18 protein-coding genes, 1 tRNA gene, 1 riboswitch and 1 other annotated feature are annotated in these 23,027 nt (G+C 30.9%); of the genes, 5 read left to right on the forward strand and 14 right to left on the reverse strand.

Annotated elements, in window-relative coordinates; genetic code table 11:
* The first annotated feature begins 1 nt into the window (after position 1).
* The 3 genes from D4Z93_RS12320 to leuS all read left to right on the forward strand — a co-directional run bounded on the left by D4Z93_RS12320 (position 2) and on the right by leuS (position 3,520).
* The gene (locus tag D4Z93_RS12320; protein ID WP_119973932.1) at positions 2-520 is read left to right on the forward strand and encodes a hypothetical protein; all 519 of its coding nucleotides are present in this window, start codon (positions 2-4) and stop codon (positions 518-520) included.
* Between the two features lie 56 nt (positions 521-576).
* A tRNA-Gln gene (locus D4Z93_RS12325) sits at positions 577-651 on the forward strand.
* A 124-nt stretch (positions 652-775) separates the two neighbouring features.
* Positions 776-978: a binding site (T-box leader), on the forward strand.
* Positions 979-1,084: 106 nt separating this feature from the next.
* Positions 1,085-3,520 (forward strand): leucine--tRNA ligase, encoded by a 2,436-nt coding sequence (gene leuS / locus D4Z93_RS12330; RefSeq protein WP_119973934.1) that lies wholly within the window; start codon positions 1,085-1,087, stop codon positions 3,518-3,520.
* A 21-nt stretch (positions 3,521-3,541) separates the two neighbouring features.
* On the opposite strand, the gene D4Z93_RS12335 is transcribed toward leuS, so the two are convergent.
* Positions 3,542-4,330 (reverse strand): GTP pyrophosphokinase, encoded by a 789-nt coding sequence (locus tag D4Z93_RS12335; protein WP_119973935.1) that lies wholly within the window; start codon positions 4,328-4,330, stop codon positions 3,542-3,544.
* 237 nt (positions 4,331-4,567) lie between these two features.
* Between D4Z93_RS12335 and D4Z93_RS12340 the strand changes: the two genes are divergently transcribed.
* Entirely contained in the window at positions 4,568-5,377 is an 810-nt protein-coding gene (locus D4Z93_RS12340) for a DUF2225 domain-containing protein (RefSeq protein ID WP_423243049.1), read from the forward strand.
* Between the two features lie 90 nt (positions 5,378-5,467).
* On the opposite strand, the gene D4Z93_RS12345 is transcribed toward D4Z93_RS12340, so the two are convergent.
* From D4Z93_RS12345 to D4Z93_RS12365, 5 genes are all read right to left on the reverse strand, one after another.
* Positions 5,468-6,157: a metallophosphoesterase gene (locus tag D4Z93_RS12345; protein WP_119973938.1), complete on the reverse strand. Its 690-nt coding sequence runs from the start codon at positions 6,155-6,157 to the stop codon at positions 5,468-5,470.
* 11 nt (positions 6,158-6,168) lie between these two features.
* Positions 6,169-6,432: an EscU/YscU/HrcU family type III secretion system export apparatus switch protein gene (locus tag D4Z93_RS12350; protein ID WP_119973940.1), complete on the reverse strand. Its 264-nt coding sequence runs from the start codon at positions 6,430-6,432 to the stop codon at positions 6,169-6,171.
* Positions 6,433-6,493: 61 nt separating this feature from the next.
* A complete protein-coding gene (locus D4Z93_RS12355) occupies positions 6,494-8,161 on the reverse strand; it encodes a hypothetical protein (protein WP_119973942.1) in 1,668 nt (555 codons plus the stop codon).
* Between the two features lie 167 nt (positions 8,162-8,328).
* Positions 8,329-8,946, reverse strand: coding sequence for an ECF transporter S component (locus D4Z93_RS12360; protein WP_119973944.1), 618 nt, complete (start codon positions 8,944-8,946; stop codon positions 8,329-8,331).
* A 149-nt stretch (positions 8,947-9,095) separates the two neighbouring features.
* Positions 9,096-9,214, reverse strand: a riboswitch (FMN riboswitch).
* Between the two features lie 81 nt (positions 9,215-9,295).
* On the reverse strand, positions 9,296-11,452 hold the full coding sequence (locus tag D4Z93_RS12365) for a Tex family protein (RefSeq protein WP_119973946.1): 2,157 nt from the start codon (positions 11,450-11,452) through the stop codon (positions 9,296-9,298).
* Positions 11,453-11,545: 93 nt separating this feature from the next.
* Here D4Z93_RS12365 and D4Z93_RS12370 point away from each other — a divergent pair, with 93 nt between their 5' ends.
* The gene (locus D4Z93_RS12370; protein WP_119973948.1) at positions 11,546-12,880 is read left to right on the forward strand and encodes a M28 family metallopeptidase; all 1,335 of its coding nucleotides are present in this window, start codon (positions 11,546-11,548) and stop codon (positions 12,878-12,880) included.
* Between the two features lie 46 nt (positions 12,881-12,926).
* On the opposite strand, the gene prfB is transcribed toward D4Z93_RS12370, so the two are convergent.
* From prfB to D4Z93_RS12410, 8 genes are all read right to left on the reverse strand, one after another.
* A protein-coding gene (gene prfB, locus D4Z93_RS12375; RefSeq protein ID WP_119973950.1) for a peptide chain release factor 2 occupies positions 12,927-14,034 on the reverse strand; the annotation gives its coding sequence in 2 pieces (ribosomal slippage) (positions 12,927-13,967 and positions 13,969-14,034; 1,107 coding nt in all).
* 12 nt (positions 14,035-14,046) lie between these two features.
* Entirely contained in the window at positions 14,047-16,557 is a 2,511-nt protein-coding gene (gene secA, locus D4Z93_RS12380) for a preprotein translocase subunit SecA (protein WP_119973952.1), read from the reverse strand.
* 376 nt (positions 16,558-16,933) lie between these two features.
* On the reverse strand, positions 16,934-18,076 hold the full coding sequence (locus tag D4Z93_RS13570) for a transposase (RefSeq protein WP_243105954.1): 1,143 nt from the start codon (positions 18,074-18,076) through the stop codon (positions 16,934-16,936).
* Positions 18,077-18,325: 249 nt separating this feature from the next.
* The gene (gene hpf, locus D4Z93_RS12390; RefSeq protein WP_119973954.1) at positions 18,326-18,853 is read right to left on the reverse strand and encodes a ribosome hibernation-promoting factor, HPF/YfiA family; all 528 of its coding nucleotides are present in this window, start codon (positions 18,851-18,853) and stop codon (positions 18,326-18,328) included.
* Between the two features lie 167 nt (positions 18,854-19,020).
* Complete coding sequence (gene lysS, locus D4Z93_RS12395; RefSeq protein WP_119973955.1) at positions 19,021-20,529, reverse strand: lysine--tRNA ligase; 1,509 nt, start codon at positions 20,527-20,529, stop codon at positions 19,021-19,023.
* 18 nt (positions 20,530-20,547) lie between these two features.
* Positions 20,548-21,027 (reverse strand): transcription elongation factor GreA, encoded by a 480-nt coding sequence (gene greA, locus D4Z93_RS12400; protein ID WP_119973957.1) that lies wholly within the window; start codon positions 21,025-21,027, stop codon positions 20,548-20,550.
* A 247-nt stretch (positions 21,028-21,274) separates the two neighbouring features.
* On the reverse strand, positions 21,275-22,237 hold the full coding sequence (gene dusB, locus D4Z93_RS12405) for a tRNA dihydrouridine synthase DusB (protein WP_119973959.1): 963 nt from the start codon (positions 22,235-22,237) through the stop codon (positions 21,275-21,277).
* Complete coding sequence (locus tag D4Z93_RS12410) at positions 22,237-23,022, reverse strand: type III pantothenate kinase (protein WP_119973960.1); 786 nt, start codon at positions 23,020-23,022, stop codon at positions 22,237-22,239. Before D4Z93_RS12410 ends, dusB begins: the two co-directional genes overlap by 1 nt.
* Positions 23,023-23,027 lie beyond the last annotated feature (5 nt).

Below are 23,027 nucleotides of genomic sequence, written 5' to 3' on the forward strand. Positions count from 1 at the left end.
TATGAACAGTATTAAAAATAAATCATCATACATAGCAAAAGGCGGTCTATTTACCGCTGTTGGAGTTATACTTGTTTATTTAAGTACTATATTCCCGGTAAATAGACTATTTTTACTCATGATTGCCTCCTGTATAATACCAATGTGTGTAATAGATTTAGGACTTAAAAATGCTCTCACAATTTATTTATCAACTTCGCTTTTATCATTACTCATAGGCGGTATTAGAGCTACAACTATTTTCTATGTGGTCTTTTTCGGATCATATGGAATAATAAAATACTATATAGAAAAAATAAGCAAACTTTATGTGGAAATAATACTTAAACTCATATTTTTTAATATCTGTTTGGCTTTTATGTATTTTACTTTTAAATTATTTATAGCAAATTTAATTAACTTAAACTTATCTATATACATTGTTTTAATAGTTGTACAATTTGCATTTTTAATTTACGATTATGCTGTAACCTTGTTTATAAATTATATAAACAATAGATTTTATAAAAAAAAGTATTGACATATTATTTGATTTTGGTATAATATCTAGTGTTGAGATGTTAAGACATTATATGTTGCCCATTCGCCAAATGGTAAGGCACCTGCCTCTGGAGCAGGCATCTGTTGGTTCGAATCCAGCATGGGCAGCCATAAAAGAGCTTTTTAGAAGTTCTTTTTTTTTATCCAAAAACCTTGTTAAATATTCTGTTTTCTTGCTTGACAAAAGATTTTCATTAATATAAAATCATTATTATATAATTATAATAGATTTCTATATTGTGCTTTGAAGAGGAGCAGTAATTTGTACATCATCCAAAGAGAGCTGTTACTTGCTGGGAAGCAGCGTTGATGTAATATGAACTTACCTCAGAGTTTATCTGTAAAAACAGATACGGACAAAACCGTTATATTTTAAAGTGAAATCTTTTTAAGATTTAATTAGAGTGGTACCGCGGAATAAAGCTTTTCGTCTCTTAAATGAGATGTATGAGCTTTTTTATTTTACAATGTTTTTATTACCTATATAGATAATTCTTTTTAGTTAAAATGTTATATATAAACGATAAATCAAAGGAGAGGTATTATGGGAAACTACAGTACTAATATTGATAAAAAATGGCAAAAAAAATGGGAAGAATCTGAATTATATAAATTTGATGAAAAAAATCCTGGAGAGAAACTTTATACTTTAGAGATGTTCTCCTATCCTTCTGGAAGTAAACTTCATGCAGGACACTGGTTTAATTATGGTCCAGTAGATTCATGGGCAAGGATGAAAAAAATGCAGGGATACAATGTATTTCAGCCAATGGGTTTTGATGCATTTGGACTTCCTGCAGAAAACTACGCTATAAAAACAGGAATTCATCCTAAAGATTCAACAATGAAGAATATAGATACTATGGAAAAGCAATTAAAATCCATGGGTGCCATGTTTAACTGGGAAAATGAAGTAATAACATGTCTTCCCGAATACTACAAATGGAATCAATGGTTATTCCTACAATTATATAAACATGGATTGGCATACAGAAGTAAAGCTCCAGTAAATTGGTGCCCTAGCTGCAACACTGTTCTTGCTAATGAACAAGTAATTGACGGCAAATGTGAAAGATGCAGTACAGAGGTAGTTAGAAAAGATTTGACTCAATGGTTCTTAAAAATTACAAACTATGCAGATGAACTACTTGAAAAATTAGATGATCTTGATTGGCCGCAAAAAACAAAAGCTATGCAAAGACATTGGATCGGAAAATCAAAGGGTGCAGAAGTAACATTTAAAATTGCCGATTCAAATTTGAATTTCAAAGTATTTACAACCAGGGTTGATACACTATTTGGAGTTACATATGCTGTTTTAGCTCCTGAAAACAAGTTAGTTGATCAAATAACAACTCCAGAATATAAAGATGCTGTTGAAGAATATAAAAAACAAGCAAAAGCTCAATCTGAAATTGAAAGACAATCCTTATCAAGAGAAAAAACTGGTGTATTTACAGGTTCATATGCTATAAATCCTATAAATAATAGAAAAGTTCCTATCTGGGTTGCAGACTATGTATTAAGTACATATGGAACAGGTGCTGTAATGGCAGTTCCCGCTCATGATGAAAGAGATTTTGATTTTGCTACAAAATACAAACTTCCTATAGAAAGAGTAATTGAGGGAGGAGATCTTCCATATGTAAAACACGGTAAAATGATAAACAGCGGTGAATTTACCGGATTGTTTACAGATGAAGGCAAAGAAGCTATCGTTACAAAACTTTCAAAAGATGATTTAGGAGGATGGAAAATAAATTACAGGTTGAGAGATTGGTTAATCTCAAGGCAGAGATATTGGGGAACTCCTATTCCTATAATTTATTGTGATGACTGCGGAATTGTCCCTGTACCGGAAGATGAGCTTCCTGTTGAATTACCATATGATGTAGAATTTTCTCCTGATGGTAAATCTCCACTTTCAAAGTCAGAAAAGTTTATGAATACTACTTGTCCTATATGTGGAAAACCTGCTAGAAGAGAAGCGGATACACTAGATACTTTTGTATGTTCCTCATGGTATTACTTAAGATATGTTGACAACAAAAACAGTGAAAAACCTTTTGATACCGAAAAAGTAAATAGAATGCTTCCAGTAGACATGTATGTTGGCGGCCCTGAGCATGCTTGTATGCATCTCTTATATGCCAGATTCATAACTAAGGCTTTAAGAGATATGGGCTATATCAATTTTGATGAACCATTTTCATCACTAAGACATCAGGGATTAATATTAGGTCCCGATGGACAAAAAATGAGTAAATCTAAGGGAAATACAATTTCACCGGACGATTATATACAAAAATTTGGTGCAGATGTATTCAGAATGTATTTAATGTTCGGTTTTGATTATAGTGAAGGCGGTGCCTGGAGTGATGATGGCATAAACTCTATGTCAAGATATATAGATAAAATAGGGAGATTGTTAAGTTCCTGCAAAGATGAGATAAAAAATCCTAAAAACAATACTACAAGCTTTGGCAGTGCAGAAAAGGACTTGAATTATGTAAGAAATTTCTCAATTCATTCTATTTCACATGATGCGGCAAAATTCCAGTTTAATACTTCTATAGCCAGACTTATGGAATATACAAATGCAATTTCAAAATATCTATCGGAAGATATTAAAAATGCTAAATTTTTAAAGGATTGTATTATAGATTTCTTAAAACTTTTAGCTCCATTTGCGCCTCATTTTGCCGAGGAACAATGGGAAATTCAAGATATGCCATATTCAATTTTTAATCAAAAATGGCCAGAATTCGATGCTAATGCATTAATAAAGGATGAAGTTGAAATTGCTATTCAAATCAATGGTAAAATAAGAGCAAAAATGAATATACCAACTGATTTATCTGAAGATGATATAAGGAAAATTTCTATAAAAAATGAGATCATAAATAAAGATCTTGAAAATAAAGAGATTAAAAAAATTATTGTTGTCAAGGGACGACTTGTAAACATAGTAGCTAAATAAACGGGAGCTTTTGGCTCCCTTTTATTTATACATTTGTAGTGTCCTTTCTGTATCTCTCAAAAGACTTGATAATTCAAATACCTCTCCTTCTTCTATCAATTTATTTATTTGAGTCTGATATCTTGTAGCTTCTGCAAATTTACCCATAGATGAGAGAGTTAAAATATTATTTATTATGTGTGAGACAAGGCTAGATTTCACTTCAAACAACCTCTGGGCGTCTTTTATCTCATCTTTTATCTCAAGCATCTGTTCATCTAATTGAAATGCAGCATCAGCTGCCATCTTAAGCTTTAACTTTATATTATTAGGTATTTCATGTTTATATTTATAATTTAAGGAGTGTTCTATAGTTGCCCAAAAATTCATTGCAAGTGTTCTTATCTGGAACTCTGCTAAGATATCTTTCTCTCCAAATGACATATTAACTGGATATTTTATAATTACATGATGGCTTCTATATCCACTTGCTTTAACATTTGTTATATAATTTTTTTCATACATAATCTGCATATCTTTTCTTTTTCTCATTATTTCAACAACTGTTTCGATATCATCAACAAACTGACACATAACCCTAACCCCAGCTACATCTTCCATTTCATAACCAACTCTATCAAGTGGTATATCCAATTTATTAGCCTTATCTATTATACTGGATATTTCTTTAACTCTTCCTGTAACAAATTCTATCGGTGAATATTCATTTCTTTTTCTATACTCTCTCCTTATGCTCTTAAATTTAACCTTCAGCTCATCCACAGCCTGTTCATATGGTATCAAAAAATCATTCCATTCGTTTATAGCCATTATGCCCTCCCGACACCTAACATTAATAATATTGAATCCACTTATATATAATTATACTACTACTTTTTAATTAGTATAATTATTATATAACAATTAAAAATATAAATTTAGATCTATAGAAGATTATGCCTTTAATGATTTTTTTGGTATAATATAGTTAAATATGTTTTTTAGACTGTTTAAAATTGAATTTAAAATGGAGGAGATTTAGAATTTAACGATATGAGTGAAATTAATATACAAAACACTAAAGAATATGATAATGAAGAAAAAGAAACCCAACAATCAAAAATTGAAGCTCAAAAAAAGTTAATATATGATAAAACAGTTACATGCCCTATCTGTCAAAATACCTTTAAGGCAAAGGCAGTAAAAACTTCAGCCTATAGAGTGCAAAAAAAGGATCCTGATTTTTTCATAAGATATTTACGTATTAACCCTTATTTCTATGACGTATGGGTATGTAATGATTGTGGATACTCGCTAATAAAAAGCGACTTTCCAAAAATAAGAAAATATCAAATAGATGCAATAAAAGAAAAAATCACACCTAAGTGGCACAGCAGAACATATCCAGATGTATACAATGTAGATACTGCAATTGAAAGGTATAAGCTTTCTTTAATAAATTATCATGCAATGGATGCAAAAGCTAGTCAAAAGGCTATGAACACCTTGAAACTAGCATGGATGTATAGAATTTTAGACGATAAGAAAAACGAGTCGAATTTCTTAAAACAGACTCTTGAAAATTTTAATTATTCTTATTCCAATGAGAATTTTCCAATATGCGGCATGGATCAATACACATTTGAGTATTTACTAGGTGAACTCAATATGAAACTTAAGAATACTGATGAAGCCCTAAAATGGTTTGGAAATGTCATTACAGGTATAGGAACACCTTATAAAATTAAGGATATGGCTATCAGTCAAAAAGATATTATAAATAAAATGCTTAATCCTAAGAAAGATAACATCTCTACTGATACACAAAAAAATCACAACTCAAATAATAAAGGCTTTCTTTCAAATCTTTTTAAATAATAGGTTTCTATCTGTTACGATATTTACACTTATTTAAAACTATTAAACAAAACTAGGTTGTGAAAAAATGTTAACTCTCACAACCTAGTTTTATAAAATTTTTATAGGATCAAATTCTAAAAAGTCACTTGAGGTTAATATGTACTCTATATTATTTAATTCACCATTAAATGCCTTTGAAGTCGACAGGCTTCCATGCAGATGCCCATATATTACTTTTTCTACTTCGTACTCCTTAAATATCTGTGTAAAGCCGGATTCTATAAGTTTTTCATTTACAGGCGGATAATGAATCATACAGATAAATTTATTAATCCCCTGCTTTTTAGCAGATTCAAGCGAAAGCTTCAGCCTTATTATCTCTCTATTATATATCTTTTGGTCATGTTCTGAAAAATTATCTGTTCCGGGAAGTACCCAACCCCTTGTTCCACAGATAGCATAATCATCATATAAAAAAAAATTATTCTGTATAAATTTCATATCATCGTACAAACCATTTAATTTTGTAATACTGCTCCACCAATAATCATGATTTCCTCTAATCATAATTTTTTTACCTGGAAGATTATGAATCCATTCTAGATCCTGCATTCCATCCTCCATATTTATAGACCACGATATATCTCCAGCAATTAACACAGTATCTTCACACTTAACCCTATCTTCCCAATTACTTTTTAATTTTTCATCATGTTTATACCAGTTACTTCCGAACACATCCATTGGTTTGTTACCTTTTAAATCCAGATGCAAATCTGATATAGCAAATAACGCCACTAAATCACCCTCTATTTACTCGCCTTTTTATCCATACTCATAACATACGCTATTACCTTTGCAACCGCATCATATAAATCCATAGGAATAGCATTTCCAACATCGACATTTGTCAAAAGATCTGTTAGCTCCTTATTGTATACTATAGGTACATTACTATTTTTCGCATTTTCTATTATTTTATCTGCAATACACCCCATGCCGGCAGCTGTAACCATTGGTGCCTCATATCCGTCTTCATACCTTAGAGCCGCAGCCTTTTTTCTTTTATCCACGGAAAACACTCCTATCTTGAACTAATTTTAATTATAAATTGTTATAATGTGATTGTAAATATCATGCTCTTATATTTATTATACCAATATGTTTATCATCAAAAAAATCCCTGCAATTTACTAAGTTCATTTCTTCCTTCCTCTTATCAACAGACATATATATATTATACCCCATATCCTGAAGTTGACTATTAATCGTACTCTTGTCCTTATTTAGGAACCTGACCCAGTCAGAATCACATTTTATATCAACCTTCATGTTTAATCCATTTACGATAATATAAGCATCTACAATCCCGATATTTTGAGTATTTACTGATGCTGCTATCTTCAAATCGGTAGAGTCTAGCTTTTTACTATCTCTTCTGTTATCTTTTATCATAAGTTTAAAATTATATTCATGATTATCTATATTCAATGGAAGATCCATATAATAATATTGGTTTGAAACTGTATTAAACACTTTAAAGTCATTGATATTCTTATTCAAAACATTAGTTATATTATTATAATTCCCCAAATCTCCATCATTGTTTTGATCTATAACAGTTTTTATTATATCCTTTATATTCTCAGTTTTTTCATTTATCTGCTGTTTTACTTTATCAGCCAATATATCTATATTAGTAATGCTAGGCTTTACACTTTTCTGCCCACTAGAATTAATATTCTTAAATATAACTGAAGATTCATTCTCTACAATTTCTGATTTATCTTTAAAACTAATGTCCTGAGTCTTTTCTTCCAATTTAGTATCATCAATAGAAGCAGACACTTCGCTTTGGACATTTTTATTACTTTCAGAAATGATATCTTGCTCCCCTTCTTTTAGTGTATTTTTAAAAATATTAGTTTGTACATTTTCCTTACCGGAATTTCGTCCTAATAATTCCGTCTTACTAATATCTTCTCCTTCTTGATAATATTTTTCTTCTTCCTTGCCTGATATTATGTTTATATTTTTTCCTAAAAAAGAAGTTTCTTTTGCATTATTAACATTAATGCTTTCATGATTTATAGAATTATTTATATCCTCAGCATTATTATATATCTTAAGTGACCCTTTAAAAACTTCATTAAAGCTTTTTATATTTTCCTTAGTTAAATCTATCTTATTTTCCATAAAAGTTAGAATTTCATCTGCCGATAAATTCTTAAGCTCACTAAAAAAGCTTTTAAGTTCAGTTTCTATTACTTTCGCCCCATTACTATTTTCCGGTACATTTTTACTCCTTATATAGTTATTTATAAAATTATCAGCCTGCTTCGGACTGTCATTTAATTTATCAATAAAATCCGTAAATGTTTTCATATATGATATATTATCCTTAGTAAGAGGTATATCATGTTTTACCATTTTATAAAATACCTTATAATCATCTTTTGTAATATTCATATCAGATTTTGAAAATATAAAATCAAGGGATTCATTTATGCTGCTTTCACTTGAGGAATCCTTAGAATCAGCAACTATTTTTAATTTAATTTGTCCATCTTCATAACCCTCAACCTGAAATTTTATTAAACCATCCGGGAGCTTATCTAAATTATTTTCAAGTTTCGCAGAAAACTTCCATCCATCAAGAAGTTTTAAAAGTACATCTCCCTCTAACCTTTTTACATCTACTACCCGTGCCAAAAAATTCTGTCCAACTTCAAATGTCAAATTCTTAAAAAGCCTTCTGGTATTTATGTCATAGGCTCCACTTACGTTCCATATTCCGGACATATCTATCAACTCCAACCTTACAATTTCACTTATAACTCTATATATTATCGTTTATGGATATATTGAATTCATATATTATACATATTATTTTCTAATAAAAATAGGATATTTTCAAATTACTCTTACTAAGAAAATCTGAAAACATCCTAATTAGTGTTTTTTAAAAATTAGTTATTCTTAACAAGTTCCTTTGTGCTTTCATCATGTAATATAGGTGACACACTCTTATAGACAACCATAGTAAGTACTAACAGTATTACACCCTTTATCAAGTTAAATGGAGCTATTGCCCATACTATAACACCGTTTAAATCTGTTACAGCTGGATTTATCTTGCTCGTCATAGCTATTATCGCACTTATAGGAAAATTAAGTACCTTTTCATACAAAGGCAAAAATATTACATAATTAAGTATACTCGCTGCAATTGTCATAAGAAGTGAACCTGAAATCAAACCATATACTGCTGTTTTTTTACTCTTTTTCATTTTATATATATATCCCGCTGTAAATACTAACACAGAACCGACTAAAAAATTAGCAAGTTCTCCAATGAATGCCGTTTTGCCATCAAAGACTCCATGAAGAATATTCTTAACTAGTTCTATTGCCACACCAGCTGAAGGACCAAGAGCAAAGGAACCAATCAAAGCTGGCAAATCACTTATATCCATCTGAAGAAATGATGGGAAGATCGGTATAGCCACTTCTATAAACATTAATATAAAACCAATTACACTAAGCAGCGATATTTTTACAAGCCTGTTTAACTTATCTCTTTTCATTTTACACCCTCCAATAAATATAATTTTGCAATAAATTTGATCTTTTATTCTGCGTATTATAAATAAAAAAATTTTAATACTACTAGAAGGTGGCAGTATAAATAATGCCCTGACTAGAATTTAAGTCAGGGCAAACAAACATATATATACTCATCCTTCTTCCATCCAGACTTTACTGTCGGCTTTGGAATTTCACCAAATCATACCTCATTTAAGGCTCGCGGGCTTTACCGCCGGTGGGGACTTTCACCCCGCCCCGAAGATCAAAAACTATTAACTTTTATGAATCTATTATAATACAAGCTTTCTAAAAATTCAATATGGTATAATAGACAATAGTCTATAATTATTAATTTTTCATACTTAAAGATATTCTTTTCCTCTTAATATCAACATCAATTATAGTTACATTAACTATATCTCCAACTTTGACTACATCAAGCGGATGTTTAACAAATTTGTCTGAAAGTTGGCTTATATGAACTAATCCATCCTGGTGAACTCCTATATCTACAAATGCCCCAAAATCCGCAACATTTCTAACTGTGCCCATTAATGACATACCCGGTTTGAGTTGATTTATATCAATAATTCCAGTCTTAAATATTGGTTTAGGCATTTCATCTCTTGGATCTCTTCCAGGTTTTTTTATTTCTCTTATTATATCCCTAAGAGTAGGAATTCCTATACCCAGATCCTTAGATAAGCTTTCTATACCCATATCTCTAACCTTATCATCTATATCTTTAAGATTATTGTTTTTTAAACTCTCAATACTGTAATCTAATATTTTTAGCAGCTTTTTAGTTGCTTCATAAGATTCTGGATGTACAGATGTATTATCAAGGGGATCAATGCTTTCCATGACTCTTAAAAATCCTGCACATTGCTCAAATGCCTTTTGACCTAATCTCTTAACCTTTAAAAGTTCTTTTCTGTTTTTAAACTTACCATTTTCTTCCCTATATGCGACTATATTCTTAGCTATTGCTGCATTTATACCAGAAATATATGATAAGAGAGATGGCGTCGCTATATTTAAATCAACACCCACACTGTTAACACAATCTTCTACAACACCTTTTAACGATTCATCCAAGTTTTTCTCGGATACATCATGCTGATATTGTCCTACTCCTATAGATTTAGGATCTATTTTAACAAGTTCAGACAATGGATCCTGTAGTCTTCTAGCTATTGATATAGCCCCCCTTAAGGATACGTTTATATCAGGATACTCTTCAGTTGCAAGTTCAGATGCTGAATATACAGATGCTCCAGCTTCAGACACTATAACATAGTATAACTCTCTTCCCTTTTCTTTTTTAACTTCCTCTATTAATCTCATTATAACTTCTTCCGATTCCCTACTTGCCGTACCATTTCCGAGCGATATTACATCCACATTATATTTATAAATAAGCTCTTTTAATTTCTTTATTGAGCCCTCGACATCATTCTGTGGTGCTGTTGCATAAACAGTAGCAGTATCTAATAGTTTACCTGTATCATCAAGTACTGCTATTTTACAGCCTGTTCTAAATCCAGGGTCATATCCAAGCACAACCTTATCTTTTATAGGTGGCTGCATCAAAAGAGCTTTTAGATTTTCACTAAATATTCTTATAGCTCCTTCTTCACCCTTTTCTGTAAGCTCTGATCTTATTTCCCTCTCTATAGATGGATATATAAGCCTTTTGAGTGAATCCTTTATACTTTCTTCTATATAAGTATCTGTAATTTTATTGTCCTTCATACACCTTGATTTCAAATATTCTATTATACTATCTAGATTACAAGTTATTTTTACAGATAGAATTTTTTCTCTTTCTCCTCTATTTATAGCTAAAATTCTATGCGCTGGAATATTTTTTACTGCCTCTTTATAATCGTAATAGACCTCATAAGTTGTAGATTCTTTACTATCACCCCTGGTCTCAATTATTCCATTTTGATTAACAAACCTTCTTATCCATTTTCTATATTCCGCATTATCAGATATTTTTTCACTTATTATATCCACGGCCCCGTAAATTGCTTCTTCTGCAGATCTTACTTTCTTTTCTTCATCTACAAACTGTAATGCATATTTTCTTATGTCATCTTTAAAATTTCCACACCATATTATATCAGATAAAGGTTTAAGTCCTTTTCCTTCAGCAATAGTGGCTCTTGTTCTCTTCTTTGGTTTATATGGTCTATATATATCTTCAACTTCAGTTAAAGTATCACATTTAAGTATATCATTTTCTAAATCCTGCGTTAATTTTTCTTGTTCATCTATTAATCTTATAACATCTTCTTTTCTAGATTCTAAATTTCTAAGATAAGTAAGCCTTTCAAATAAATTTCGAAGTACGATATCACTTATGGAACCTGTCATTTCCTTTCTGTATCTAGCAATGAATGGAACAGTATTTCCGCTATCTAATAATTCAACTATATTTTTCGTGTATTTTTTATTAAGTTTAAATTCCTCTGAGAGTTTATCAATTATGTTATTCATATTTACCTCCTAAATTTTATAGGTTATATAAGTTTTTCACATCTAATATATATAAAAGTATAATTCAATAAATGAAAAAAGGAAATTTTAGATATGAAAAAAAACTTAATTTTATTTTCTACAGTTTTGTCTCTACTAATATTAAACTTAAGTTTAAGTCTATGTTTATCAGTACATCAATTTAATTCTGGTTCAGTAAAGCAAAACATAAATTACCTTTCTAGTGATAATTTTAAAGGAAGACTGGGTGGAACACTAGAAAATGCAGAAGTTTCTCTTTATATAAGAGACTATTTTAAAAAAAACAATATAATGCCTTACAGTGGAAGTTACTTTGAAGCATTTAATACTATGTATCCTCATAGACTGGACGGAAATCCATACCTAAGGGTTACAGACAGTAATGGATTCATTGTAAAAAATTATAGATATTCCATCGACTTTAAAGAAGATCTAATAAATTTCAGATGTAACAGGATAAACTTCAGCAAAAAAAATGCATCAAGTATATTAGGTTCATATTTGAATGTATTTAATGGAGATGACCATTTCTTATTTTATACACCAGAAGATAATAAACTTACATTTAGAAGTTCTTTTGTAAGCAATACTGCAGTAAGCATGTATATAATGGTTACCAAAAATACATTAATAGATATGAGAAAATACTTGAATAATGGTTTTAATATAGATTGTTATATACCCTTTGAATCAAAACAAACTTCTTTAAATAATGTAATTGGCACTATAAGAGGTATTCATCCAAATAAACCTCCTCTTATACTGTGTGCACACTTTGATCATGTGGGCAGTGATCTTAGTAATAATATATATAATGGAGCCCTTGATAACGCTTCTGGAATATCATTTATGCTGGAACTTGGCAAATATATTACTTCTTTAGGCACGCCTGATAGAAATATAATATTAGTCGGTTTCAATGCAGAAGAATTTGGCTGCCTTGGTTCTAAAGCATTTGTCTTAAAAAATCTTAACAATATAAAAGACAGTACTGTATTTAACTTCGATATGATAGGCGGCAATTTTTCAAAACCAATCTATATAATGGGCGGTAAAAAGGATTCAAATAAAACAAGGCTAATACACGAGATTTCATCTATCTGTCAAAAATATAATATAAATTTTAGTTATTTATTTGAAGATTCAAGTGATCATGAATTTTTTAGAAAAAATAATATATCCGCGGTAACTCTAAGTGACAGTGATGCTTCAAGAATTCACACATTATATGATAAGTCCAATTTAATAGATATAAAATCAATTGATAGATGCTTTAAAGTAATGAATCCGGAGATCATACATTATGCATTTCCTAATAATATTATGCTCGTATACTACAAGCAGATATTATGTGTTTCTATATTAACCTCAATAATATTTTTAAAATTACTTTTTAAATCAAACTAAACTAAATATAGAGCTTAAGTTAAGCCCTATATTTAATTCATATATTCTATTTTGCCTCTTGTTTTAGATAAGCATTTATAAACTCATCAATTTCTCCATCCATAACAGAATTTATATTGCTTGTTTCCATTCCTGTCCTATGATCTTTAACAAGATTATAAGGATGAAATACATAAGATCTTATCTGGCTTCCCCATCCCATGTCTTTAAGCTCTCCTGCCAAATCTTCTATCTTTTCTTTATGAAGTCTTTCTTTTAATTCTACAAGTTTTGCCTTAAGCATTCTAAGCGCCTGTTCCTTATTATGGTGCTGGCTTCTTTCATTTTGGCACTGTACTATTATACCTGTGGGTATATGAGTTATTCTGATTGCAGATTCAGTTTTATTAACATGCTGACCACCTGCACCACTTGATCTATAAGTATCCACCTTTATATCCTCAGGTCTTATAAAAATATCTTGATTTTTCGTAAGTTCAGGCAGCACTTCCACCGAGGCAAATGAGGTTTGTCTTTTTCCATTTGCATTGAATGGAGAAATTCTAACTAGTCTGTGTATTCCTTTTTCAGCTTTTAAATATCCATATGCAAATTCTCCAGTAACCTTAAGCGTTACACTTTTTATCCCAGCATCGTCTGCGGGCAAACTATCTACTATTTCTGCCCCATAGCCTTTCTTTTCAATCCATTTTGTATACATTCTAAATAACATTTGAGTCCAATCCTGTGCGTCTGTACCTCCTACACCAACATGGAGATTCATAATTGCATTATTTTTGTCATATTTTCCGGATAATAAAATTTCAATTTGGAATTTCTCCATTTCAGATTTTATATCATTAACTTCCTTTAATATATCTTTTTGAGCCGATACATCGTCTTCTCCAAATGCCATCTCAGCCAAATCTTTAGCATCTTCTATTCTATCTTTCAAAGAATTATATTTCTCTATTCTATCTTCAAAGAGCTTCTCTTCAGAGGAAATCTTCTGCGCATTATCCGCATCCTGCCAAAAATCTACCTCCTGCATCCTTTCTTGAAGCTCTTCTATTTTGATTTCAAGGGATTCTATGTCAAAGTGAATCCCTTATTTCATTCATGATTTCACCCATATCCGACAGCGAATTCAAAATCTCTTCAAGCTGTATTACCATACAAACACTTCCTTACTCAAATCTTCCGCAGCAATTTTTATATTTCTTTCCACTTCCACATGGACAAGGATCATTTCTTCCTACTGTCTTCTTTTTTCTTATAGGCTGCTTTTTTGTGGTATCTCCATCACTTTGGTTTGTATAAGTTTCTTTAACAATTCTTTCTCTCTCAGGTACCTTCTGCATTTGAACATGAAGTAAATATTTTATAGTATCAAGCCTTATATTATATATCATCTCATCAAACATCTGGCTGCCTTCAAATTGATAAGCCTGAGTCGGATCCTGTTGTTTATATGCAGCAAGGCCTATAGATCTCTTTAGATGTTCCATATCATCTATGTGATCCATCCATCTTGTATCAACAACTCTTAGAAGGATAACCCTCTCAATTTCCCTCATTTGTTCAGAAGTAAATTCTTCTTCTTTTTGTGCATATATCTTCTCACCAATTTCAACGTATTTATCAATTATCTCCTCATTGGACAAATTCATAAGTTCATCAGCAGATACACTATCTTTTTCAACGAAAACTTCTTCCATATATTTTACTAAATCTTTTATTTCATCTTCAAATTCTTCTTCGACTCCAGATATATGAGAATTAACTATATCGGAAACTAAACCTTTAATCATCTCCTGTATCTGATCTTTTAAATCTATTCCTTCTAATACTTCTGATCTCTGTTTATATATTATTTCTCTTTGTTTATTTATTACATCATCATATTGCACTACTGTTTTTCTTATATCAAAGTTATTTCCTTCAACTTTCTTCTGTGCATTTTCTATAGCGCTGCTTACCATTTTACTCTCTATAGCCTCATCATCGCCAAGTCCGAGTTTTTGCACTATATCCTTTAACTTATCAGAACCAAATATCCTCATAAGATCATCATCAAGAGAAACATAGAATCTTGATGAACCGGGATCTCCCTGACGTCCCGAACGTCCTCTTAACTGATTATCGATTCTCCTTGATTCATGCCTTTCAGTACCTATGATTTTTAGGCCACCTACTTTTACTACATCATCAGTAATCTTAATATCAGTACCACGTCCTGCCATATTTGTTGCAATGGTGACCATACCAAATTCTCCTGCATGGGATATTATTTCTGCTTCCTTCTCATGGAATTTAGCATTTAATACTTGATGAGAAATTCCTTTTCTCTTTAACATATCAGAAAGTAATTCAGATTTTTCTATACTTACAGTACCAACCAACATTGGTTGACCTTTCTTATGTGTCTCAACTATATCTTCAACTATGGCATTAAATTTTCCCTTTGCCGTTTTATATACAATATCTGATAAATCCTGTCTTATTACAGGCTCATGAGTAGGAATAACAATTACATCTAACCCATATATTTCTCTAAATTCATTTTCCTCTGTTAATGCAGTACCTGTCATACCTGAAAGTTTATTAAACATTCTAAAATAATTTTGATATGTAATAGTCGCAAGTGTTTTAGATTCCTTTTCTACCTTGACTCCCTCTTTTGCTTCTATTGCTTGATGGAGGCCGTCACTGTACCTTCTACCTTCCATCATTCTTCCTGTAAATTCATCAACTATAAGGACTTCACCATTCTTTACCATATAGTCCTTATCTCTTTTCATTATATAATTGGCTTTTAGCGCTTGAACTACATGATGCTGTAATTCCATATTTTTTGCATCAGCATAATTGTCAAGTTTAAAAAACTCTTCTGCCTTTTTAATTCCTGCATCCGTTAGCATTACAGCATTAGCCTTTTCATCTACTGTAAAATCGTCCTCTTCAGTTAATGTTTTTGCAAAGTGGTCTGCTATCTTATAAAACTCTGTTGATTTTTCTCCTTCACCAGAAATTATAAGCGGAGTTCTCGCCTCATCTATAAGTATTGAGTCAACCTCATCGACTATAGCAAAATTAAGCCCTCTTTGAACTCTTTCTTCCTTATATATAACCATATTATCTCTAAGGTAATCAAAACCAAATTCACTATTGGTTCCATAAGTTATATCGCATTTATAAGCTTCCTGCCTTTGATTCTGATCCAAATCATGAAGTATAACACCAACCTTTAGTCCTAATGCTTCATATATAGGGGCCATAGTATCTCTATCTCTTTTAGCCAAATAATCATTTACTGTAACTATATGAACGCCCTTACCTGTAAGTGCATTTAAATAAGCTGGAAGCGTTGCAACCAAAGTTTTTCCCTCACCAGTTTTCATTTCTGATATTCTTCCTTGATGAAGTACTACTCCACCCATAAGCTGTTCTCTAAATGGCTTCAATTTAACTGTTCGTGCAGCTACCTCCCTAACTACTGCAAAAGCCTCAACTAATATAGAATTTAATGTTTCATCTTTTGATAATCTCTCTTTAAATTCATCAGTTTTAGATCTTAACTGTTCATCAGTCATGGATTGCATTTTAGAATCTAAAGAATCTATTTTATTGACAATAGGTAATATTCTCTTAACTTCTTTTTCACTATATGTACCGAATATTTTTTGAAAAATGTTCATCCTTTTCATCCTCACCAAATTAAATTTTTTATAAGTATACACTTTATAGATTATATCATCTAATTAGTACGTATTCAACTTAGAGGCAATATATACAGAGATTTAGCACCTAAATTCCAGTAAAAATTTTATTTTTACTGGAATTGTATCCAATTACATTTATTTAAAGGGCTGGTAAGCCCGGAGACCGTTAGGTCGAAAAAATAATTATAATACCTCTTTACCCCGATAAATTTATATAATCAATTTCCAGTTTTAATTTTGAATTATGTCTTTCCAAATATAGGGTTATTCCAATTATCTTCTATAGTAAATCTTTCATCTTTTATATCTTCAATAATATCCATTTGAAGCATATTCTTTTCTCTAAAACCCCTTATACACCTAAAAAGTATAACTGCATTAAATTAAATGCTATTATTATAAACATTAAAACTGTTTCTACGCCCGTAGGGCTATGAAGAAAACAGTGATCTAAATGCCATTCCGTCTTCAGTTGATGAAATATATTATTTTCAATGTCCCATCTTTTATGCATTATCTTCCACAGGCTTTCTACTGATGTAAATTTATCTGTTGTTATGATCCATCCTTCTTTAATCTCTATTCTGTCTCCAGTATGAATTTCTTCCACAAACCTCAAGAACCTTACTTTTATATCCTTATCAGACATTTCAAAATTATCATCTTCCCATGCCTTAATCTTTGTGTAGATATTTGTGTTTTTTCTTACAATCCAGTTCTTATCTGCCTCACGGCATTTAAATAAAGCTAATGCGTCTTTTACAATGTGAAGACGTTCATCTTTTACTCTAACTACAGCATTCATTCCTATAGAGAGTACTTCTTTTATCCATGTAGCATTACAATACAAAGCATCAGCTACAATGATATCCGCAAAGTGATGATATTTTTTATATAGTTTTTTAATTAAACGTTTGCCGGCAGTAATTTCTCCTTCATCTTTACCTGAACTATCTTTTTGGGATTCAAGCATTTCCTGATCTAAAACAATATGTGGATCACAACCAACCATTGCACAAACTACTGATCTGTGAAAATGATGCGTTATACCATTTTTATCAACCCTTGTAAGGCAGTTGTTACAAGATTTTTTAATACTGTCAAATAGTTCTACACCATCTATGGCAGCTACCTTTAAACCATCTATAGTACCATTTCTAAATACTTTATTCTTCGCAGTAGTTTTTATTATGTGCTTGTTGATATTTTTTAAGCCATCAAGATCAAAATCATTCAAGAAACGCCTAACGGCGTCAATGCGTAGCATTTTAGTATTTTTAGGTAATACCTTTTTAAATTTATTCTTTTCAATCCAATGTTCTAATCTATTGAAACTTCTTATTTGAAGCATGAATCCAAATAATACTACGAAAGCTATTGTTGAAACTTTTGCTGGAGATTTTATTATTTTATTTTTTAAACTATTGATTTCTTCACCTATATCATATACCCTGTTAATATAAGTGAGTAGCTGTTTCAAATAACTTTTACTCATTTTATCAGCATCCTTTTATTTTTAGTTTTTAGCAAAACCATTATAAAAAGGATGCTTTTATTATGCAAATTTTTTCCGTATAATTTCCAGTGAAAATCGGAATCTATTAATTCTACTGTAAATATTCATAAGACTTTATAATTCAAAGGACTATCGTCCTAAAAATTTTTTAAGTGCTAAACTTCTGCAATATATACTAATTCCAGATCAGAATTAAAAAGAGAGGAGCTTATGGCTTCTCTCTTTGCTTTAAAATTCAGGTTCAATTAAACCGTAGTTTCCATCTTTTCTTTTATAAACTACGTTTACTTCTTCATCCTCAGCATTTTCAAATACGAAAAAATTGTGTCCCAAAAGTTCCATTTGTAACACAGCCTCTTCAGCTGACATTGGTTTTATTGCAAACTTTTTGGTTTTAACTATTTTAGGCTCTTCATCATGCTCCTCTTCTATATCAGGTATAAATTGAAATCTTAAAGAAGTACCATGATTTCTTCTCTGAAGTTTTGTCTTCTGCTTCCTTATCTGGCCTTCAAGCTTATCAATAACCAAGTCTATAGAAGCATACATATCGGAATTTTTCTCTTCTCCTCTTAATATAACACCATTAAAAGGAATTATAACTTCTACTATCTGTGAATTCTTCTGCACACTTAATGTAATATTAGCCTTTACGTCAGGGTTGAAATACTTATCTAATTTCGATATCTTTTTTACCACTATGTTCCTTAAAGCTTCAGTCACCTCAATATTTTTGCCAGTTACTTTTATTTCCATATTTCCAGCCCCTTTCAGAATTTAAAATATGTCAGTAAATTTAAATTATTATGATTTTTACTTTTGTTAATTATATTCTAATACTGTTAAATACAAATTACAAGGAATTTTATATCAATTAACAATTATTCTACAAATTATATCTATCAGGAACCATATATAAACAATTATTGTTGAGCCGGTTTCATTGTCGGGAATAGTATAACATCTCTTATTGAAGATGAATTAGTCAAGAACATGATCAATCTGTCTATTCCTATACCAAGTCCACCAGTTGGAGGCATACCAATTTCAAGAGCATTTAAGAAATCTTCATCCATCATATACGCTTCATCATCCCCTAATTCTCTTTCCTTTAACTGTTGTTCAAACCTTTCTCTCTGTACTAAAGGATCATTTAATTCTGAATATGCATTACATATTTCTCTTCCAAATACAAAACCCTCAAATCTTTCAGTAAATTTGTCATTTCCTCTTTTCTTTTTAGTCAAAGGCGAAATTTCAACAGGATAATCCATTACAAATGTAGGCTGAATAAATTTATCCTCACAAAATTCTTCAAACATAGCATCTAATATATCGCCTTTAGAACAATCTTTTAATTCCTTTTTTAATTCAAGATGCTTCTCTTTAGCGATTTGTCTAGCTTCTTCATCATCCTTAACCTGATCAAAATTAATATCAGCATATTCTTTGACAGCATCTACCATTGTAATTCTTCTCCAAGGTGGCTTAAAGTCTATTTCTGTATCTTCATAAACAACCTTGGTTGTTCCAAGAACCTTGTCACATACATATGCCACCATGTTCTCAGTGAGTTCCATCATATCATTATAATCAGCAAAAGCTTCATATAATTCAATTGATGTATATTCCGGATTATGTCTTATATCCATTCCTTCATTTCTAAAGCACTTTCCTATTTCATACACTTTTTCAAATCCACCTACTATAAGTCTTTTTAAGTAAAGTTCAGTAGCTATTCTAAGATACATATCCATATTAAGTGAATTATGATGAGTTGTAAAAGGCTTTGCTGCAGCTCCACCAGCTATAGGTGATAATATAGGAGTCTCAACTTCTATATAATCTTTTTTGTCAAGATATTCTCTTATCGACTTTATAATTTCTGTCCTTTTCATAAAGGTATCTCTAACATCTTGATTCGTTATAAGATCAACATACCTCTGTCTGTATCTTAAATCTGGATCTTTAAGTCCATGCCACTTTTCTGGTAATGGTCTAAGAGATTTAGCTACAAGCTCAAAATCAGTTATGTGTATTGATATTTCTCCCGTTTTAGTTTTAAATACTCTTCCAGTTACTGATAAAATATCCCCTATATCAAAACTCTTGTATTCTTTTAGCCTTTCTTCTCCTACATCATCTATTCTTATGTAAAGCTGAATTTTTCCGTATCTGTCATACAAATCTGAAAACCCAGCCTTACCATGAACTCTTTTAGAGATAAGTCTGCCTGCCACTGTAACAGTTTTTTGCTCTAATTCATCATAATTATCTTTTATTTGTTTAGATGTATGAGTTCTTTCAACTTTATATATATCAAAAGGATCCTTCCCATCTTTTTGAAGATTAAAGAACTTTTCTCTCCTCTCATTTATAAGTGCATTAAAGTTTTTTTCTAATTTATTTAAATTTTTTTCCTCTTTTGACATTTCTTAAAACCTCCATTATTATCTTCTTATGTCAAGTATTTTATACCTACTAACCCCGTCTGGTACCTGAACTTCAACTATATCTCCAACTTTTTTTCCAATGAGACTCCCTCCAACTGGTGATTCATTCGATATTTTATTGTTCATAGGATCTGCTTCGGCTGAACCAACCATTGTATATTCAACTTCTTCATCAAATTCATAATCTTTAACCTTAACTTTAGATCCAATATTTACAACATCCAGTGGTACCTCATTTTCATCTATTACAGTCGCATTTTTTAACATCTTTTGAAGTTGAGCAATTTTCCCCTCTACAAATGCTTGTTCATTTTTGGCTTCATCATATTCCGAATTCTCACTTATATCCCCAAAAGAAAGTGCTACCTTAATTTTTTCAGTTATCTCTTTTCTTTTAGTTGTCTTTAGATATTCTAATTCTCCTTCAAGTTTCCTTACACCCTCATAAGTCATCATATATTCTTTTACCTGATTCATATTTATCTCCCCTTCAATTTAAATATGGCATAATCACAATAACTACATTAGGCATACTTTAATTAAACACATCTCATCAATCACATTTAGGTAATTATAAAACAAGCTTTCTTATAATGTCAATCTTTGAAATTTAAATCAGACAATTTATAATATCTATTCTACTGAAAGTTTATTATTCCAGAATTTAATCTTATTATTAATCTATTCTGCATTAATCTCAAAAATACACTTATTATTTTTTAATTCAAATTGAGTTTTTATATTCGGTCAATATCTTTATTACATTTTTACTACTCTTCTCCGAATTAATCATATCCTTAACCTTTTTATTGTCTTTAAATCCCTTTAAATACCATCCTATATGCTTTCTCATCTCTCTTACAGCTTTATCCTCACCATTATATTTTATAGCACTTTCATAGTGTTTTATACAAATATCAATTTTTTCACTAAATCCAGGGTGAAAAACCTTTTTATTACTTAGTCCGGCATTTATCTCTTTAAATATCCATGGATTCCCCATAGATCCACGCCCGACCATTATGGCATCACAGCCAGTTATTGTAAACAAGTTTTTTGCGCTATCGAAGTCCACTACATCCCCATTACCTATAACAGGAACAGATACGGCCATTTTAACCTTTCTTATTATACTCAAATCAGATTTTCCTTCATACATCTGCTCCCTTGTTCTACCATGAACAGCAATAGCATCTATACCCGCTTCTTCAAGAGCTTTTGCAAATTCAACAGCATTAACATCATTACGATCAAATCCTTTTCTAATCTTTACAGTTATGGGCTTAATAGATGCCTTTTTCATCTCTTTTACTATTTTAATTGCTAATCCTGGATTCTTCATAAGAGCAGAACCTTCACCATTCTTAACAATTTTAGGTGCAGGACATCCCATGTTTACATCTAAAATGCATACTTCCTCATTATCATTAAACAACTCACAGCATTCAGCCATTACTAATGGGTCATTTCCAAATAATTGCACAGCAATAGGAGCTTCTTTTTCTGAAACCTTCAGCATCTTAAATGTTTTTTTATTGTTTTCTATAAGTGCCTTTGCACTTACCATCTCTGAATAAACAAGTCCAGCCCCCATTTCTATACATATTTCTCTAAAAGGCATATCTGTTACTCCTGCCATAGGTGCCAAAAAAATATTATTTTTAAATTCTAAATTCTGTATTTTCATTATATTCCCTGCTCTTTATTTTTATCATATATTATTCTAAGCCCTTTTAAAGTTAATATTGGATCTATTAAATCAATACTTCTAGATTCCTCATTTATTAATTTAGCAAGACCGCCCGTTGCAACTACAAGAGGGTTTTCACCGAATTCCATCATCTCTTTTTTCATTCTGCACACAATGTAGTCTACCTGGCCAATATATCCATATACAATTCCAGCTTGTATACTTGATATAGTATTTTTACATATGACCCTTTTCGGTTTTATCAATTCTACTTTAGGAAGTTTGGCCGCTCTTTCAAACAATGCATCAGAAGCTATCTGTACTCCAGGACAAATAGTTCCACCTAAGTAATCTCCATTTTCAGTAAGAGCACAAAACGTAGTAGCAGTTCCAAAATCTATTATTATAGCTGGCTTCTTGTAAATTTCATGGACTGCTACAGCATTAACTATTCTGTCAGCTCCAACTTCTTTTGGATTATCATATTTTATATTTATTCCAGTTTTAATTCCAGGACCTACTACTATAGGGTATATCTCAAAATACTTTATTATTGCATGTTCAAGTGAATACATGATATCAGGAACTACAGATGATATTATAACACCCTCTACATCTGAAATATCAAGTTTATTATGTAAAAATAACTGTATTATTTGCGTTCCATACTCATCTGCAGTCATCTTCGAAGCAGTTGATAATCTCCAATCTGCAATTAGTTTATCCTCTTTATAAACTCCAAGAACAATATTTGTATTACCTACGTCTAAAACTAAAATCACCAAAT

The organism is Clostridium fermenticellae, assembly GCF_003600355.1.
In the GTDB taxonomy this organism is placed as follows: domain Bacteria; phylum Bacillota; class Clostridia; order Clostridiales; family Clostridiaceae; genus Clostridium_AV; species Clostridium_AV fermenticellae.